Genomic DNA, 16,605 nt, shown 5'->3' on the forward strand with positions numbered 1-16,605 from the left:
CTTACTCGCATTCTGAGCAGGATCCTCGCATCCGCTCTCCGCCGCCCAACCCCTGCGGCCACCCCATCCCCAACGTTTTACCCGATCGACAGCCAATCCCTCGCCGAACGCGCCAAGCGGGAGGTTTCCCATGACTGACCGTGAGCGCCTTTCTACCCTCCAAAGCTACGTCTGGACTCTCGAGCTGCTAGGCGAGGCGCTGGTCCAGCATGACGAGGTGCTGGAGTGCGAGCACAACCCGCAACTGAGCTTTCGCAACACAGCGGGCATTCATCAGGCAATCCGAATCATCAGCCGGCTGGCCAGCGAGCAGTTCAGCAAACTGGAGGCTATGAAGGAGGAGGGGAAAGGTGACGGCGTGCTGCCGTTGAGGCACTGAATCCCAGGCATAAAAAAAGACGCCCTAGGGCGTCTTCTTCTTCGGATTTGGTGGAGCCGGGGGGATTTGAACCCCCGTCCGCCAGTACTCCGCTGTCGGTACTACATGCTTAGCCGTGTCTACTGATTTAATCCGCAGCCGCCCGACGGGCAGGGTGCTTTGGATGAGTTGGGTAAGTTTTAGTCGCTTCGCCCCCAACGTGCTGCACGACGATCCTGTTCTGTATGACAATCATTTCGGGTTTACAGGCATCCCCTGATGATTGCTGGACCCGAAGGTACCAGGAGTGCATGTCAGCTGCAATTAAGCAGCGAGAGCAGCACCGTATTGGTCGTCATTGGCAACTATAGAAAGTTGCAACAGTGGATTTACGAGTTCTGTTACCAACTCGGCATGCACCTAGAGTTTCGCTACCGGCGTCGAATCCTAATCGGCCCCACACTCAGCTCTAGCTGAACGTGCCTTTCAGCACGCAAGGCCGAGTATACGCGCTTACGCGGGCGACGTCGACAGAAGGTTCGGCGGCCCGCGTGCGCGCAGGGCCTAGGTGCCGCTGCCACCGGCGGAGCCGCTGCCTTTCTCGGTCTTTTCCAGGCGCTCGAGCACCTTGCTGGTGATGGCGATGCATTCCTTGGTATCGCCTTTCGCCTGGGCGGCCTTGGCCTGGTCCACGTGCTCGGTGATGGCCTTGTCCAGGCCTTCGGAGGTGGCGCCGGCGGTGGCCATGCTGTCGTCGATCTTCTGCAGATTCATGGCGCACAGGTCGTCGGCGGCGAACACAGGCGAGGCCAGCAGGGTGGCGGCCGCGAACAGGGCGGATAGCGCAGTACCTTTCATGGGAGTCTCCTCGTGAGGCCTCGGGAAGGTGGGCCTGATTGGTGGACTGCGTGGCTTTGGGCGGGGTTCCATCGGGTTTGCCGCCCTGGTATCGCGGGGCAAGCCCGCTCCCACGTGTACGGATCACCCACGCCTTGCGCTCCCGGGGTTTTGGCATGCGCAAATAAAAAACCCCGGCACGGGGCCGGGGCTCTTTCATCACGCTAACGCGATCACTCCTGGTTGGCCAGTTTGTGCTCGAGGTAGTGGATGTTGACGCCGCCTTTGCAGAAACCTTCATCACGCACCAGGTCGCGGTGCAGCGGGATGTTGGTCTTGATGCCGTCGACGACGATCTCGTCCAGGGCATTGCGCATGCGCGCCATGGCTTCGTCGCGGTCCTTGCCGTAGGTGATCAGCTTGCCGATCAACGAATCGTAGTTCGGCGGAACCGAGTAGCCGCTGTACAGGTGCGAATCGACGCGCACGCCGTTGCCGCCCGGGGCGTGGAAGTGCTTCACCTTGCCTGGGCTCGGGATGAACTTCTTCGGGTCTTCGGCGTTGATCCGGCACTCCAGCGAGTGGCCGCGAATCACCACGTCTTCCTGGCGGAACGACAGCTTGTTGCCAGCGGCGATGCTGAGCATCTCCTTGACGATGTCGATACCGGTGACCATTTCCGAAACCGGGTGCTCCACCTGAACACGGGTGTTCATCTCGATGAAGTAGAAGCGGCCGTTCTCGTACAGGAACTCGAAGGTACCGGCACCGCGGTAGCCGATCTCGATGCACGCGTCGACGCAACGCTTGAAGACTTCCTGGCGGGCCTTCTCGTCGATGCCCGGGGCCGGCGCTTCTTCCAGTACTTTCTGGTGACGGCGCTGCAGCGAGCAGTCACGGTCGCCCAGGTGCACGGCGTTGCCCTGGCCGTCGGACAGGACCTGCACTTCCACGTGGCGTGGGTTGGTCAGGAACTTCTCCAGGTAGACCATCGGGTTGCCGAACGCGGCACCGGCTTCGGTGCGGGTCAGCTTGGCCGATTCGATCAGGTCTTCTTCCTTGTGCACAACGCGCATGCCGCGACCACCACCGCCACCGGCGGCCTTGATGATCACCGGGTAACCCACCTCGCGGGCGATCGCCAGCGCGGTTTCCGGGTCTTCCGGCAGCGGGCCGTCGGAGCCCGGTACGGTCGGCACGCCCGACTTGATCATTGCGTCCTTGGCCGACACCTTGTCGCCCATCAGGCGGATGGTGTCGGCTTTCGGGCCGATGAAGATGTAGCCGGAGTTTTCCACCTGCTCGGCGAAATCGGCGTTTTCCGCGAGGAAGCCGTAGCCCGGGTGGATGGCGGTGGCACCTGTCACTTCGGCGGCGGCGATGATCGCCGGGATGTGCAGGTAGGATTCCTTGGACGATGCAGGGCCGATGCAGACCGATTCGTCTGCCAGGCCCAGGTGCATCAGTTCACGGTCAGCCGTGGAGTGCACGGCGACGGTCTTGATGCCCAGCTCTTTGCAGGCACGCAGGATCCGCAGGGCAATTTCCCCGCGGTTGGCGATCAGAACTTTTTCGAGCTTCCCAGACATCGTTGGCTCTCCGCGAATCAAACGATGGTGAACAGCGGCTGGTCGAACTCAACCGGCTGGCCGTCTTCTACCAGGATGGCGTCGATCACACCGCCGATATCGGATTCGATGTGGTTCATCATCTTCATGGCTTCGACGATGCACAGGGTGTCGCCCTTCTTCACGGCCTGGCCGACTTCTGCGTAGTTCGGCGAAGTTGGCGAAGGCTTGCGGTAGAAGGTGCCGACCATCGGCGAACGCACCACGGTGCCTTTCAGGGCAGGTGCGGCGGCAGCGGTTTCAGCGGCCGGGGCGGCAGCGGCGGCAACCGGGGCAGCGGCAGGCGCGGCGGCCATTGGCGCGGGTGCGTAGAACTGCTGGGCGGCCGGGGTCTTGCTGTGACGGCTGATGCGAACGGACTCTTCGCCTTCCTTGATCTCCAGTTCGTCGATGCCGGACTCTTCCAGCAGTTCGATCAGCTTTTTGACTTTACGGATATCCATTAATCAGCAACTCCCAAGGTTCGGTCGGGGACGTATTTTTAAAACGTGTCGAAAACGTTTCTTCATGAGCCTCGGCCCGAAAGGGCCAAGGCCTTGTGTCATCAGGGCTGTGCGTTGGCAGCCAGGTGTTCCAGCGCGGACTCCAGGGCCAACCGGTAACCGGTGGCTCCGAGGCCGCAGATCACCCCTACGGCAACATCCGAAAAGTAGGAGTGGTGACGGAACGGCTCGCGTTTGTGCACGTTGGAAAGGTGCACTTCGATGAATGGGATGCTCACCGCGAGCAATGCGTCACGTAATGCGACGCTGGTGTGGGTGAAAGCGGCCGGATTGATCAGGATGAAGTCCACGCCTTCGTTGCGCGCGGCATGGATGCGGTCGATCAATTCGTACTCGGCATTGCTCTGCAGGTATTGCAGATGGTGGCCGGCGGCGCGGGCGCGCTGCTCCAGGTCCTGATTGATCTGGGCCAGGGTGGCGGCGCCGTAGTGCCCCGGTTCGCGGGTCCCGAGCAGGTTCAGGTTGGGGCCGTGCAGCACCAGTAGGGTTGCCATCTGCGATTCCTTGGTTTTGTAGGGCAATTCGACATAGCGCGGCGACTATGCCGCAACAGGCGCTGAGTGTCCAGTTCCCGGCAATAGCCAGCACGATGTCCGAGATTCACGCAAAGTATGTGACCGGATGATTAACTTTGGTCACTCGCCAGCGGATTTTTCAGAGGCTGCGGGAAGTTATAGACCGAGTTGGCCGCGCACGCGCGCCACAACCTGGGCAAAATCGCCGGCGTTTATCTCGCCAATCACCCGATCGCTGGTCATTTCGCTGCCGTTCGCCGCAAAGAACATTAACGCGGGCGGGCCGAACAGGCGGTAGCGGTCGAGCAGGGCGCGCTGTTCGGCATTGCTTTCGGTGATGTCGAAGCGCAGCAGGCGGAAGGCGCCGAGTTGCGCCTCGACCTGCGGCGCGTTGAGCACCTCGTGCTCGATCACCTTGCAGCTGATGCACCAGTCGGCGTACCAGTCGAGCAGCACTGGCTGGCCGGCGGCCTTGGCTTCGGCCAGGGCGGCATCGAGGGCGGCGGGGCTGGTGATGGTCTGCCAGGCGTCGGCCTTGGCCGCTGCGGGGCTGCCGGCCACGGTGGGCGGCGGCAGCGGGCGCAGTGGGTCGCCCTGGCCGCTCAGGGCGCCATACCAGCAGGCCAGGGCGTAGACCAGCAGCGCCAGGCCGAGCAGTTGCGCCAGGCGCTGGCGCGGGGTTTTCACCACGAATTCCAGGGCACCGAGGAACAGCGCTACGCCCGCGGCCAGCAGGCCGATCAGCAGCAGGGTGACAGGCCCTGGCAGCACGCGGCTGAGCAGGCCGATGGCCAGGCCCAGCAGCAACACGCCGATGGCGTTCTTCACCGTGTTCATCCACGGCCCGCTCTTGGGCAGCCAGGCGGCGCCACCAGTGGCGACCAGCAACAGCGGCGCGCCCATGCCCAGGCCCAGGGCGAACAGCTTCAGGGCGCCGCCCAGCGCGTCGCCGCTGGCGCTGATGTACAGCAGCGCGCCGGCCAGCGGCGCCGACACGCAGGGCGAGACCAGCAGGCTGGACAGCACGCCGAGCACCGCCGCGCCCAGCAGCGAGCCACCCTTGGTGCGGTGGGCGAGGCTGTCCAGGCGGCTGCTCAAAGCCTGCGGCAGCTTGAGGTCGAACAGGCCGAACATGGCCAGGGCGAACAGCACGAAGAACGCGGCGAACGGCACCAGCACCCAGGCCGACTGCAGGCGCGCCTGCAGGTTCAGGCCGGCGCCGAACAGGCCCATCAGGGCGCCGAGCACGGCGAAGCTCGCCGCCATCGGCAGCACGTAGGCCAGCGACAGCGACAACCCGCGCAGGCCGCCGACCTGGCCGCGCAGCACCACTCCGGAGAGGATCGGCAGCATCGGCAGCACGCACGGTGTGAAGGTCAGGCCGACACCGGCGAGGAAGAACAGCAGCAGCGACTTCCAGGTCCAGCCCTGCTCGGCGCTTGCCGGCAGCGGGGCGCCCTGGCCGTCGATACTCAACCGCGCGGTTTCCGGCGGATAGCACAGGCCCTTGTCGGCACAGCCCTGGTAACCCACCAGCAGGGTGAAGGCGCGCGGGTCGTTGCGCGGCAGTTCGATATCGAGCACGCCGTGGTACACCTCGACATCGCCGAAGAACTCGTCGTGCTTGGCCTCGCCCTGGGGGATGTTCGGTGCGCCGAGCTTGATGTCCGCAGGCTCGGTGCGGAACTGGAAGCGGTGGCGGTAGAGGTAGTAGCCGTCGGTGGCGACGAAGCGCAGCTTGACGGTCTGGGCGTCGGTCTCGATCAGGCTGAGCTTGAAGGCTTCGTGCACCGGCAGGAAGTCGGCGCTGTTGGACGCAGCGCCGAGGGTGGCGCTGGGGCGGTTGTCGAGCAGGCCGCTGGCGAACGCAGGGCTGGCCAGCAGCAGGAACAACAGGAAAAACAGGCGGCGCATGGCGGACTCGCGAGGTGGAACGTAGCGGCATGATAGCGGACTTGGCAGGGCTATGGGCCATCGTGGGGCAAGCCCGCTCCCACGCCAACCGGTCAGCGGGCGCAGAGTGGCAAGCATCACCAGCGTGGGAGCAGCGGTGCGGCGACCCGACTTGCCCCGCGATGGCTTCAGAGCCGGAACGCCCGCACCGCCGTGTTCAACTCACCGCCCAGCTTGAGCAACTGTTCGCCCTGCTCACGCCCTTCGCCAATACGCTGCAGGTTGTCCTCGCCTAGCTCGTGGATGCGCTCGCTGTGATCACGAATCTCGCTCACCGCCCCGGTCTGCTGTGCGGTCACATCGGCGATGCGTACCGCGGTGTCGGCAATGGTGCGAATGGCGCTGACGATCGCGTCCAGCGCGCCATCGGCTGACTGTGCCTGGTTGGCCGTGGCCTCGGCGTGCTCCAGCTGGGTGCGCATGCCCTCCACCGAATCGCGGGCGGCTTGCTGCAGGCGGTCGATCAGCGCCTGGATCTCGCCGGTGGCGCCAGTGGTGCGCTGCGCCAGCGAGCGCACTTCGTCGGCCACCACGGCGAAGCCACGGCCCATCTCGCCGGCCCGGGCCGCTTCGATGGCGGCGTTGAGCGCCAGCAGGTTGGTCTGTTCGGCAATCGCGCGGATCACCGTGAGCACGCCACCGATGGTCGCCGACTCTTCCGCCAGTTGCTCGATCATCCGGGCGTTGCCTTGCACCTCGTCGACCAGGGTGCGCAGGCCGGACAGGCTCTGGCCGATCACTGTCTGGCCCTGCTCCACGGCCCGGCCGGCGTCGCGGCTGGCCTCGGCGGCTGAGCTGGCATCGCCGGCCACCTGCTGGATGGTCGCCTCCAGCTCGCCCAGGGCGTCGCGGATCTGCGCCGTGTCGCCGGCCTGGCGTTCGGCGCCGTCGTGCAGGGCGCTGCTCATGCCGGCCAGGGCATGGCTGCTGCCGGCCACCTGTTCGGCGTTGTGACGGATCGTGCCGACCAGTTCCACCAGGTACTGGCGCAGGCGGTTCAGCGATTCCTGGATATCGTGCAGCTCGCGGTTGGTGCGGCCCAGGGCGATGGGTTGGGCGAAGTCGCCCTCGGCCCAGCGCGACAGCGCCGGCGCCAGGCTGGTGAGGGTGCGTGCCAGGCGACGTTGCAGGGTGTCGATGAGCAGGGCGATCAGCAGGATCAGGCCGATCATCAGGCCCTGGATCAGCCGTACCTCGCCAGCGATGGTGGCGTGCAGGCCGCGTACCTCGGGCTCGAGGCCGGCGATGGCCTGTTGCACCGCCTCCAGGCGCTCACCGGTGCTGGCGGCCAAGGTGGCGCGGCGCTCGATCTGCTCGCGGGTACGTTGCAGTTCGGCAGGGTAGCGGCTGAGCAGGCTGTGCAGCTCGCGTTTCAGGCCCACGGCGACGTCTTCCTGCTCGGCGCTGGCTTGCGACTCCAGGCCCATCATCGCGGCGAAGTCATCGGCATTGGATTCGGCGGCGCGGGTCACCCCCAGCAGCGGCAGGCCGTCGATGGCCTGGGCCTGGGCGGCGATCTGTTGCAGTTCGCGGTCCACTTCGTCGGCCAGCTCGGCGCGGCCGCTGCTGACCAGCTTGTCGCGGGCCAGGGACAGGCGGCCCAGGTGCAGCGAGGCTTCCAGCAGCGGCGTCAGGTAACGACTGGCGTCGGCTTTGCCGCTGTCACGGGCATAGCCGGCCAGTTGCTCGAGGTTCGCCCCCAGCTCCCGTTCGGCTTGTAGCAGCAAGGCCTGGGGATCGCCGGCCAGCTTGCCGGCGGCGAGCAGTTCGTTGGCAGTGAAGCCCTGCAGGCTGTCGAGGCTCGGGCGCAGCTTGGCCGACAGGGGCTCAGGCCAGTCGGCCAGGGCTGCCTGCAATTGCGTGTTGGCCTCCATGGCCGCCGCATGGCGCAGGGCGTCGCCGCTGCCCAGGTAGGCCTGGATATTGCGCGCGGCATCGTTCTGGAACTGCTGGGACAAGCCCAGGTAGCGCTCCATCAGTTGATAGGGACGTTCCAGGGCGCGTTGCGACCACCACAGGGTCGCGCCCAGGGCGATACACACGGTCACCAGCAACAGGGTGTTGAAATTGGTCAGCCACTTCAGGCGCATAGCCGCGAACTTCCTGCGGAGGGGGAGTGGAGAAGTCGGGCCTGAAGTTATTGCGATTTTGTGACGAGGTGATGACGACGGCGGGTTGGCGCCATAAAAAAGTGGCACAGTGCCGGTATTGGTGCCGGGTATGGGCAACTGCGTAGTTTTCCTGCGCCGACCTCTCGCCGGCAAGCCGGCTCCCACCCCGAGCGCGCCGCCCTCAGTCCAAGCGCCATCCCTGTGGGAGCTGGCTTGCCAGCGATGAGGCCATTACCAGCAACACAACGCGGATGGGGTGGGCGCTAAGGCTCGACCCGCACCACGCAGTTGCGTCCGGCGTGCTTGGCGCGGTACAGCGCCTCGTCCGCGGCGCTGGCCATGGTCAGCGCGTCGAGTTGCTCGTCCAGCTGCACCACCCCGGCGCTGAAGGTGCATTGCAGATCGTGGGGCTGGGCCGGGTAATGGATCTCGGCAAAGCGCCGACGGATTTCGTCGAGCACCTTGTGCGCCGCTTCCAGTCCGGTATTGGGCATGACGATGGCGAATTCCTCGCCACCGTAGCGGCCGATGAAGTCGGTCTTGCGCAACCGCTGCTTGAGGAACAGCGCCAGGCTCTTGATCACCCGGTCGCCCATGGGGTGGCCGTGGCGGTCGTTGATCTTCTTGAAGTGGTCGATGTCGAGCATGGCGAAGCTCAGGGGCTGCACTTCGCGGCGGGCGCGGAAGCTGCAGTCCTCGAGCAATTGCAGGATGTGGGTGTGGTTGTACAGCCCGGTGAGGCTGTCGCGCACCATCCGCGCCTTGAGGTGGCGGGCGCGGGCGGCGCGGTTGCGCACGGTGGTCACCAGGTGCCGCGAGCGGATCGGCTTGGTGAGGAAGTCGTCGCCGCCCTCGCTCATGGCGTCGAGCTGCTTGTCCAGGTCGTCCTCGGCCGACAGGTAGATGATCGGCACGCTGACGTAGCGGTCGTTGTGGCGGATCACCTTGGCCAGTTCCGGGCCGGTGCACGCGGGCATGTACATGTCGAGGATGATCAGGTCGGGCTGGAAGTCCGCCAGCTCGCTCATGGTGCGGATCGGCTCGGTGAGGGTGCGGGTGATGATCCCGGCGCTGTTGAGCAGGCGCTCGGTGTGCAGGGCCTGGGCGCGGGAGTCGTCGATCACCAGCACGCGGAACGGGTCGTACTGGGTGGCGCTGGTCAGCAGTTCGAGTTTTTCCAGCAGGCTGGAAGCATCCAGGGTGCCGGTGAGGAACTCCTGGCCGCCGGCGCGTACCGCGGCCAGGCGGGTCGGGGTGTCGGTTTCATGCAAGCAGAAGAACAGCAGCGGCACCGGCTGCTCCAGGCCTTGCTGGGCCTGGGCCGCCAGTTGCAGGCCGATGCCGGTGCCGGTGAAGTCGACGTCCATGACGATCGCCGATGGCAGGCGCTCGCTCATCGATGCCTGGAACGCCTCGGCGCTGCACAGCGCCTGCACGGTGAGGCCGAAGAACTCCAGTTGCTGGGCCAGGCGTTCGGCGCGGTCGTGGTCCTGCAGCACGATGTACACCGGTTTGCGCAGCGGCGGAAGGGGCACATTGTCGAGTTGGTCGCCCTTGCGCAGGCCGGTGCGCGACAGGCGCTGCATCAGGCGGTTGAGTTCGCTGATCAGTTCCGAGTTCAGGCGCGCGCTGTTGGCTTCGATGGCGCGCAGGGTCTGGCCGATGGCCGTTGACAGGCTGCCATGCTCGGGCTGCTCGAAGCGTTCGGCATAGCGCTGCAGGCGCAGGTTGGCCTCGCACAGCTCGCCCAGGTCGCCGCTGGACCACTCGCCACGCTGCAGGCGCTGCCAGATCTCGAGGATCTGCCGGGCCTGGTGGATCACCCGCTGGGCAAAATGCTGCTTGAGGCGTTCGTGGCTCGGCTCGGCTGGCTGGGTCATGTCCTGACTACTTATGAGTGGGAGGGTGCAGGTTCAATGATGGCTCTATGCTAGCACTGCTTTTCCGACAAGCGAGTGCCTCGGGTCAACAAAGTGTTAAGGGACGGTAATTCAGTTGCTGACCTGTTGGTCGCTTATACGAATGGCGGCGTCTGCTTTATAGTGCTGTCACCTGGGTTTGTCGTGGCACCCTGGCCGAGGCCTGTGGTCCAAACCCTGAACCGTTCGTGACTGATTAAGGACAATGCCATGCTGGATTGGAAAAACCGCGAGGCCAAGGCCGAGCCCCGCGAGCGGGTCGAAACCCGCGGCGCCGCTACCCGTAGCTACGTTGGCGGCCTCTGGAGCCGTGCCCTGGGCACCCTGATCGGCCTCTACCTGCTGGTGTGCATCGGCCTGGGCTGGTACTGGAGCCAGGAGCCCGAGCTGTTCCCGGTGCAGCAGAATGCCCAGGCCGCCGCCGAGCGCAACGGCCAGCAGATGGTGGTTGGCTATACCACCATCGAAACCCTCAAGACCGTCGCCGGCACCCTGCTCGACAAGCCGGGTGGTTACATCTCCAACGACCGCTTCCCGCCAGGGCTGTGGATGGACAACATGCCGAGCTGGGAATACGGCGTGCTGGTCCAGGTGCGTGACCTGTCCCGCGCCTTGCGCAAGGACTTCGCCCGTTCGCAGTCGCAATCGACCGAGGATGCCGACCTGGCCAAGGCCGAACCGCGCTTCAACTTCGACAACAAGAGCTGGATCCTGCCGTCGAGCGAGTCGGAGTTCGAAGAGGGCATCAAGTCGCTGAACCGCTACCAGGTGCGCCTGGCCAAGGGGGACCAGGGCGCGATCTTCTACACCCGCGCCGACAACCTGAACAACTGGCTGGGTGACGTCGCCACCCGCCTGGGCTCGCTGTCGCAGCGCCTGTCGGCCAGCGTTGGCCGGGTCAAGCTCAACAACACCCTGAAGACCGAGTCCGTGGCCCCGGGGCAGGCGCCGCAGGTCGACGAGGAAGTGGTCGAGACTCCATGGCTGCAGATCGACAACGTGTTCTACGAAGCCCGTGGCCAGGCCTGGGCGCTGTCGCACCTGCTGCGCGCCATCGAGGTCGATTTCGCCGACGTGCTGGCGAAGAAGAACGCCACGGTCAGCGTGCGGCAGATCATCCGCGAGCTGGAAGCCTCGCAGGAAGCGCTGTGGAGCCCGATGGTGCTCAACGGCAGCGGTTTCGGCATGTGGGCCAACCACTCGCTGGTGATGGCCAACTACATCTCCCGGGCCAACGCCGCGGTCATCGACCTGCGCCAACTGCTGTCCCAGGGCTGAGATGCCGGTCAATCCTGCCGAGGTCGCGCACCGCGCGGCCTCCGACGCCGAGCTGGTGGCCTGGGTCGATGAGCATGACCAATTGCTCGGCGCCCTGCCACGGGCCGAATTGCGTGAGCGTGGCCTGATCGGGCGCTGTACCTTCATCCTGCTGTTCAACAGCGCGGGCGACCTGTGCGTGCACCGGCGGACCCTGAGCAAAGCGCTGTATCCCGGTTACTGGGATGTGGCGGCGGGGGGAATGGTCGGGGTGCAGGAGTCCTATGCCGAATCGGCGGCCCGGGAGCTGGCGGAGGAACTGGGGGTGAGCGGCGTCGAGCTGCGCTTCCACGAGACGTTCTACTTCGAGCAGCCGGGCAACCGCCTGTGGGGCGCGGTGTTTTCCGCGGTATGGGACGGGGCGTTGCGCCTGCAGCCCGAGGAGGTCAGCGAGGCGCGGTTCATCAGTGTAGAGCAGGCCCTGGCGGAAAGTGCAACGCTGCCGTATTGCCCGGACTCGCTGGTGGCGCTGCAGCGTTACCAAGCCGCTTCAGCGTGACGGCATAAGGCCTCATCGCCGGCAAGCCGGCTCCCACCTTGACCGCGGTGGCCTGGAGCCAAGCGCCGGCCCTGTGGGAGCTGGCTTGCCAGCGATGAGGCCGCCACAGGCAATAGCAGTCACTTGCTCCCACAGGTTTCGGAGCCAACCCGCAATGAAGTCGCAAAACTTTCGTAAAATGGCGCAATCCTGTACTTAGCAACAGGCAGATTTATCGTTACACTGCGCGCCCTTTTCGGGCTGCCGCACAACCTTGCGGCAGTAGCGCCGCCCCTGCCAGAGTGGGGCATCGCGGTCGGCTCCCGCCGACCAGTTTTTTGTCCTCGGCACAGAGGAACAAAAGTGGCCAAGAAAGCTTCTTCCTTTTCCGCCCTGGGCGGTCTCGTCTTTTCCACCGATGCCGGTCGGCACTGTCCCGACTGCAGCAAACCGGTGGACGACTGTATCTGCAAGCAGCAGGTCATCCCCGAGGGGGATGGCATTGCCCGCGTGCGCCGTGAAAGCAAAGGCCGTGGCGGCAAGACGGTGACCACCATCACGGGCGTCCCCCTGGCCCTGGAACCGCTCAAGGAGCTCGCCAGCACGCTCAAGCGTCGCTGCGGCACCGGTGGCGCGCTCAAGGATGGGGTCATTGAAATCCAGGGCGATCACGTCGAGCTGTTGCTCGCCGAGCTGATCAAGCAGGGTTTCAAGGCGAAGAAATCCGGCGGCTGAGTGCAGCCGCGCGATTTTTTGCCCAGCGCTTTCTAAACTCGTTCCCGTGGGCAGGGTCTATGCCTGACACGGAAGAATCGTCATTTTCAGTATTTACACTGCCAGCGCCCCGAGGTGGGGCAGTGTTTCGACTTTTCATACAGGGGACTTGAATGTCCGTACGACGCACACGCAAAGACGATGGTAGCCAGTGGACCGTGGCCGACAGCCGCAGTGTTTATGGCATCCGCCATTGGGGCGCAGGTTATTTCGCCATCAATGACGCCGGGCGCGTCGAAGTGCGCCCCAACGGCCCGGACAGCGCGCCGATCGACCTCTTCGAACAGGTCCAGGAACTGCGCCAGAGCGGCCTGTCGCTGCCGCTGCTGGTGCGTTTCCCCGACATCCTGCAGGACCGCGTGCGCCAGCTGACCGGCGCCTTCGATGCCAACATCGCGCGTCTGGAGTACCAGAGCCAGTACACCGCGTTGTACCCGATCAAGGTCAACCAGCAAGAAGCGGTGGTCGAGAACATCATCGCCACCCAGAACGTCTCCATCGGCCTGGAAGCCGGCTCCAAGCCCGAGCTGCTGGCGGTGCTGGCGCTGGCGCCGAAGGGCGGCACCATCGTCTGCAACGGCTACAAGGACCGCGAATTCATCCGTCTGGCGCTGATGGGCCAGAAGCTCGGCCACAACGTGTTCATCGTGATCGAGAAGGAGTCCGAGGTCGCCCTGGTGATCGAGGAGGCCGCGGAGCTCAAGGTCAAGCCACAGGTCGGCCTGCGCGTGCGCCTGTCGTCGCTGGCGTCGAGCAAGTGGGCCGACACCGGCGGCGAGAAATCCAAGTTCGGCCTGTCCGCCGCCCAGCTGATCTCGGTGGTGCAGCGTTTCCGTGACGCCGGGCTCGACCAGGGCATCCGCCTGCTGCACTTCCACATGGGCTCGCAGATCGCCAACCTGGCCGACTACCAGCACGGCTTCAAGGAAGCTATCCGCTACTACGGCGAATTGCGCGCCCTGGGCCTGCCGGTCGATCACATCGATGTCGGTGGCGGCCTGGGCGTCGACTACGACGGCACCCACTCGCGCAACGCCAGCTCGATCAACTACGACATGGACGACTACGCCGGCGTGGTGGTCGGGATGCTCAAGGAGTTCTGCGACGCGCAGGGCCTGCCGCACCCGCACATCTTCTCCGAGAGCGGCCGCTCGCTCACCGCGCACCACGCCATGCTGGTGATCCAGGTGACCGACGTCGAGAGCCACAACGACGAAGTGCCGACCATCGAAAACAAGGAAAGCCTGCCCGAGACCGTGCAGTGGCTGGCCGACCTGCTCGGCCCGACCGATATCGAGATGGTCACCGAGACCTACTGGCGCGCTACCCACTACATGGGCGACGTGGCCGCGCAGTACGCCGACGGCAAGCTGACCCTGGCCGAGAAGGCCCTGGCCGAGCAGTGCTACTTTGCCGTGTGCCGTCGCCTGCACAACTCGCTCAAGGCCCGCCAGCGCTCGCACCGCCAGGTGCTGGACGAACTCAACGACAAGCTGGCCGACAAGTACATCTGCAACTTCTCGGTGTTCCAGAGCCTGCCGGACACCTGGGCCATCGGCCAGGTACTGCCGATCATCCCGCTGCACCGCCTGGACGAAGAGCCGCTGCGCCGCGCCGTGCTGCAGGACCTGACCTGCGACTCCGACGGCAAGATCAACCAGTACGTCGACGAGCAGAGCATCGAGACCAGCATGCCGGTGCACGCGGTCAAGGAAGGCGAGGACTACCTGCTCGGCGTGTTCCTGGTCGGCGCCTACCAGGAGATCCTCGGCGACATGCACAACCTGTTCGGTGACACCGACTCGGTGAACATCTACCAGAACGCCGATGGCAGCGTGTACCACGCCGGTATCGAGACCCATGACACCATCGAGGACATGCTGCGCTACGTGCACCTGTCGCCGGAGGAGTTGATGACCCACTACCGCGACAAGGTCGCCAGCGCCAGGATCACCGCCCGCGAGCGTACCCAGTACCTCGACGCGCTGCGCCTGGGGCTGACCCGCTCCTCGTACCTGTCGTCCTGATCGTACTGGGCCGCCGCGCGGCCCTCTGGCATAGGTGCCGCCGCGCGGCCCTCAGGCACACGGCTGCCGCCACGGTTGATCACCTGTGGCGGCAGCCTTCAGGCTTTGTTGCCCAAGTGTTCGACAAGCAAGGCGGCGTAGCCAGGCAACGCGCTGAAGTCCCGCGAGCACAGCAGCAAGCTGCGCTTCGCCCAGGCCTCCTGCAAGGCGACCCAGCGCAGCGGCAAGCTGTGCTCCCAGCGTCGCACCGAGGTCAGCGGGACCACGGCCACCCCCGCGCCACCTCCGACCATCCTGATCACCCCATCGAAACCTTCGGCGCGAACGCGCACCTGCATCCGTCTTCCCAGGCGCAGGGCCTGCTCTTCGAGATGCAGCGCCAGGGCGCTGTCGGCACCCAGCCCCACATACCCATGGCCAAGGCTGGCGTTGAAGTCTGCCCGGTCGCTGGCGGCCAGCGGGTGCTCGCGCGGCATCACCAGCACTAGCGGATCGTCGCGAAACGGTCGCGTCTGCAGGGTTGCGCAGGGCGCGGCATTCGAGACGATGCCCAGGTCCGCCATGCCCTGGCTGATCGCCTGGACGATATGCAGGCTGGGCAGTTCCTGAATATCCACGCTCACCCCCGGGTGCTCGGCCAGGTAGCCGGCCAGCAGCTCCGGCAGGTACTCGGTCAGCGCCGCCGTGTTGCACAGCAGGCGCACCTGGCCGTGCAGGCCCTGGGCATAGTGCCCGAGGTCGAATTGCAGGCGCTCGACCTGCTGCGCGATCAGCCGCGCATGCTGCAGCAGGGCTTGGCCGGCGGGCGTGGGCAGCACGCCGCGGCGGTTGCGTTCGAGCAAGGGTATGCCCAGCGAGGCTTCCATGGCGCGAATGCGCGCACTGGCGGCCGGCAGCGAGAGGTGGCTGCGCCGGGCGCCAGCGGTGATGTTGCCGCTTTCGAGGGTGTGCTGGAACAGCTTGAGGTCGATCAGGTCGAAATGCATCTGCCTCTGTCCTGACAAGAGTCTGCCTGAGTATATGGCAGATTTTCAGCGTGCTGGCCGCACGGCAGGATGGCGGTCATGAATACCTTCCTGGCGTTTTATCAGAACATCGGTCCGGCGCTGTCATTGCTGGTGATCCTGACCTTCTTCCTGGCCGGCGCGGTCAAGGGTGTCATCGGCCTCGGGTTGCCGACCGTCGCCATGGGCTTGCTTGGCCTGGCTATGCCCCCGGCACAGGCAGCGGCGCTGCTGATCGTGCCATCGACCTTGACCAACCTCTGGCAGCTGGCGGCCGGCGGCCATCTGTTCGCGCTGCTGCGCCGCCTGGGCGGGATGCTGGCGATGATCTTTATCGGCACCTTGCTGGGCAGCGCCTGGCTGGGGATCGACAGCGGTCCGTGGGCGGCCCATGGCCTGGGCGCCGCGTTGCTGGTCTATGCCCTCTATGGGCTGGTCGGCCCAGGGCTGCGCGTGGCCCCGGTCAGGGAGCCCTGGCTGGGGCCGCTCTGCGGGTTACTCACCGGCGTGGTGACGGCCGCCACCGGCGTATTCGTCATGCCCGCGGTACCGTACCTGCAGGGCCTGGGCCTGAGCCGCGACGAACTGGTCCAGGCGCTGGGCCTGTCATTCACCGTCTCGACCCTGGCCCTGGCGGTCGGCCTGGCCGGACAGGACGCCCTGGGTGGCCAGGCGCTGGGGGCTTCACTGCTGGTGCTGGCCCCGGCGTTACTGGGCATGTTCGCTGGTCAGTGGCTGCGCGGGCGGATCAGCGCAGCGCTGTTCAAACGCTGCTTCTTCATCGGCCTTGTGCTGCTGGGCGGGCACCTGCTGGTCAACGGCTAGCGGACGAAGCGCTGAGCATGTCGATCATCTGGATGTCGAAATCGCGCTCCAGGTAATCCATGCGTTTATCGAAGAATGCACGCATATGCGGCAGTGCCGAATGCACGTCCAGCGCGTCCTTGTTTGCCCAGACCTCGAAAAACACGAACAGGGTCGGGTCTGCCTTGTCGCGCAGCATGTGGTACTCGATGCAACCCGGCTCCTGGCGGCTCGGCTCTACGTAAGGACGGAACAGCTGTTCGAAGGCCTCGGCCTGCTCCGGGCGGGTCTTGGCTTTGAGGATGAAGGCGTATTGCTCGGTCATGGGGAAGCGCTCTGTAAGGGGAGTGAGCAAATTCTAAATCAACAATATGTTT

General features: G+C 65.3%; 15 protein-coding genes and 1 other RNA gene. 6 read left to right on the top strand and 10 right to left on the bottom strand.

Annotation, left to right across the window (positions count from 1 at the left end; all coding sequences use genetic code 11):
- Positions 1–130 precede the first annotated feature (130 nt).
- Positions 131–379: a hypothetical protein gene (locus ACQ4OD_RS14620; protein WP_198754741.1), complete on the top strand. Its 249-nt coding sequence runs from the start codon at positions 131–133 to the stop codon at positions 377–379.
- 48 nt (positions 380–427) lie between these two features.
- Here ACQ4OD_RS14620 and ssrA read toward each other — a convergent pair.
- The 8 genes from ssrA to ACQ4OD_RS14660 form a co-directional block, all read right to left on the bottom strand.
- Positions 428–817: a transfer-messenger RNA gene (ssrA, locus tag ACQ4OD_RS14625) on the bottom strand.
- Positions 818–922: 105 nt separating this feature from the next.
- Positions 923–1,216: a hypothetical protein gene (locus ACQ4OD_RS14630; RefSeq protein ID WP_023631557.1), complete on the bottom strand. Its 294-nt coding sequence runs from the start codon at positions 1,214–1,216 to the stop codon at positions 923–925.
- Between the two features lie 212 nt (positions 1,217–1,428).
- Positions 1,429–2,784, bottom strand: a complete 1,356-nt coding sequence (gene accC / locus ACQ4OD_RS14635) for an acetyl-CoA carboxylase biotin carboxylase subunit (protein WP_102684478.1) — start codon at positions 2,782–2,784, stop codon at positions 1,429–1,431.
- Between the two features lie 17 nt (positions 2,785–2,801).
- The gene (accB, locus tag ACQ4OD_RS14640) at positions 2,802–3,266 is read right to left on the bottom strand and encodes an acetyl-CoA carboxylase biotin carboxyl carrier protein (protein ID WP_277502123.1); all 465 of its coding nucleotides are present in this window, start codon (positions 3,264–3,266) and stop codon (positions 2,802–2,804) included.
- A 101-nt stretch (positions 3,267–3,367) separates the two neighbouring features.
- Positions 3,368–3,820, bottom strand: coding sequence for a type II 3-dehydroquinate dehydratase (gene aroQ, locus ACQ4OD_RS14645; RefSeq protein ID WP_011535870.1), 453 nt, complete (start codon positions 3,818–3,820; stop codon positions 3,368–3,370).
- A 177-nt stretch (positions 3,821–3,997) separates the two neighbouring features.
- Positions 3,998–5,755 carry a protein-disulfide reductase DsbD gene (locus tag ACQ4OD_RS14650; RefSeq protein WP_430944499.1) on the bottom strand — a complete coding sequence of 586 codons (1,758 nt, stop codon included), beginning with the start codon at positions 5,753–5,755 and terminating at the stop codon, positions 3,998–4,000.
- A gap of 167 nt (positions 5,756–5,922) precedes the next feature.
- Entirely contained in the window at positions 5,923–7,884 is a 1,962-nt protein-coding gene (locus tag ACQ4OD_RS14655) for a methyl-accepting chemotaxis protein (protein WP_430944500.1), read from the bottom strand.
- 284 nt (positions 7,885–8,168) lie between these two features.
- On the bottom strand, positions 8,169–9,785 hold the full coding sequence (locus tag ACQ4OD_RS14660; protein ID WP_102684475.1) for a diguanylate cyclase: 1,617 nt from the start codon (positions 9,783–9,785) through the stop codon (positions 8,169–8,171).
- Positions 9,786–10,034: 249 nt separating this feature from the next.
- On the opposite strand from ACQ4OD_RS14660, the gene ACQ4OD_RS14665 reads away from it, so the two are divergent.
- The 4 genes from ACQ4OD_RS14665 (at position 10,035) to speA (ending at position 14,420) form a co-directional block, all read left to right on the top strand.
- The gene (locus tag ACQ4OD_RS14665; protein WP_102684474.1) at positions 10,035–11,102 is read left to right on the top strand and encodes a DUF2333 family protein; all 1,068 of its coding nucleotides are present in this window, start codon (positions 10,035–10,037) and stop codon (positions 11,100–11,102) included.
- A gap of 1 nt (position 11,103) precedes the next feature.
- Entirely contained in the window at positions 11,104–11,640 is a 537-nt protein-coding gene (locus ACQ4OD_RS14670) for an NUDIX hydrolase (protein ID WP_139668414.1), read from the top strand.
- Between the two features lie 342 nt (positions 11,641–11,982).
- On the top strand, positions 11,983–12,354 hold the full coding sequence (locus ACQ4OD_RS14675; protein WP_023631654.1) for a translation initiation factor Sui1: 372 nt from the start codon (positions 11,983–11,985) through the stop codon (positions 12,352–12,354).
- 152 nt (positions 12,355–12,506) lie between these two features.
- On the top strand, positions 12,507–14,420 hold the full coding sequence (gene speA, locus ACQ4OD_RS14680; protein WP_023631655.1) for an arginine decarboxylase: 1,914 nt from the start codon (positions 12,507–12,509) through the stop codon (positions 14,418–14,420).
- A 98-nt stretch (positions 14,421–14,518) separates the two neighbouring features.
- On the opposite strand, the gene ACQ4OD_RS14685 is transcribed toward speA, so the two are convergent.
- On the bottom strand, positions 14,519–15,406 hold the full coding sequence (locus ACQ4OD_RS14685) for a LysR substrate-binding domain-containing protein (RefSeq protein ID WP_102684472.1): 888 nt from the start codon (positions 15,404–15,406) through the stop codon (positions 14,519–14,521).
- A gap of 78 nt (positions 15,407–15,484) precedes the next feature.
- Between ACQ4OD_RS14685 and ACQ4OD_RS14690 the strand changes: the two genes are divergently transcribed.
- On the top strand, positions 15,485–16,249 hold the full coding sequence (locus tag ACQ4OD_RS14690; protein ID WP_430944501.1) for a sulfite exporter TauE/SafE family protein: 765 nt from the start codon (positions 15,485–15,487) through the stop codon (positions 16,247–16,249).
- Here ACQ4OD_RS14690 and ACQ4OD_RS14695 read toward each other — a convergent pair.
- Complete coding sequence (locus ACQ4OD_RS14695; RefSeq protein ID WP_102684470.1) at positions 16,239–16,553, bottom strand: putative quinol monooxygenase; 315 nt, start codon at positions 16,551–16,553, stop codon at positions 16,239–16,241. The two genes, ACQ4OD_RS14690 and ACQ4OD_RS14695, sit on opposite strands and share 11 nt — an antisense overlap.
- Positions 16,554–16,605: the final 52 nt, after the last annotated feature.

Source organism: Pseudomonas sp. WC1, from assembly GCF_050586565.1.
GTDB lineage: Bacteria > Pseudomonadota > Gammaproteobacteria > Pseudomonadales > Pseudomonadaceae > Aquipseudomonas.